We start from the raw sequence: 1,241 nt of genomic DNA on the forward strand, positions 1-1,241 counted from the left end.
CCTGAATATTTCACCAAAATAAGAACGGCGGTTCTTTTTCCCTTATAATTCAAGCTCCTACACAAGAACATAAGAAAGAACCGCCGTGACGAAATTGTACCAAGAATCCATCGACTTGCCAGCTGTAAAACGCCGCAGAATCCGCATTGATTTTGGAGGTAGTCACCTAACCTCCGATGCCGGCGCACACCTTCTTCGCTTGGTGGATCGTCGCCTCGGGCTGACCAGCCAGTTGGCAAAGCGGTTACCCGATGATCGGGTGGCCGGGCGCTGCCAGCACAGCCTACGTGACATGTTGCGCCAGCGTATTTATGGGCTGGCACTGGGCTATGAAGATCTCAATGATAGTGAGCAGATACGCTATGATCCAGCCTTGAGAGCAGCAGCTGAAGTACCCACCTCCCTCGCCAGTCCGGCAACCCTTTGTCGTTTGGAGCAGCGTGCCGGTCGCATTGAAGCCATAGCCATGCACGAAGTTTTGGTAGAACAGTTTATCGCCAGTTATGACAAACCGCCCAAGCGGCTGATTCTGGATATTGATGCCACCGATAATCCGGTGCATGGTATGCAGGAAGGCCGGCACTTCATGCGTTACTACGACAGCTATTGCTTCCTGCCACTCTATGTTTACTGTGGCAAGCAGCTACTGGTCAGCTATCTGCGCCCAGCCTCGCGCAGCCCAGCCTTTCATGCATCCGCGGTGATCAGTCTGCTGGTTCGGCGCCTGCGAGAGGTTTGGCCGAAGGTACAGATCGTGCTGCGGGCAGATGCCGGATTTTGTGTGCCACGCCTTCTGCATTGGTGTGATCGCCGGGGCGTCGATTATGTTATCGGAATCGGTAAAAACAGCCGCTTACTGACGCAATCCACCGAGATGCGCGGTTATGCTGAATCTCTTCATGAGCTCACTGGCAAGAAGCAGCGTTGGTTCAGCGAGTTCTACTACCAGGCGCGCTCGTGGCCACATGAGCGACGCGTGATCGTCAAGGCCGAACACAATGAGAGCGGTGCTAACCCTCGTTTTATCGTCACCAGTTTGAATCATACCGCGCGCTGGCTTTACACCCGGTTTTACTGTGCTCGTGGCGACATGGAGAATCGGATCAAAGAACAAATCCAGTTGTTCTCGACTCGTACCTCCTGCCATCGCTGGTGGCCCAATCAGTTCCGCCTACTGCTGTCGTCTATGAGCTATGTACTGCTGGAGCGGCTGCGCGCGTTGGCGCTGCAGGAAACGGAAC

At 54.4% G+C, this 1,241-nt stretch carries 1 protein-coding gene; it reads left to right on the top strand.

Annotated features, from left to right (window positions below):
• Positions 1 to 85: 85 nt before the first annotated feature.
• Positions 86 to 1,241: IS1380 family transposase (locus tag OQE62_RS19305; protein WP_265723677.1), on the top strand; the 1,156-nt coding region annotated here is incomplete at its 3' end.

The sequence above is a fragment of the Microbulbifer halophilus genome (genome assembly GCF_026183675.1).
Lineage (GTDB): Bacteria > Pseudomonadota > Gammaproteobacteria > Pseudomonadales > Cellvibrionaceae > Microbulbifer > Microbulbifer halophilus.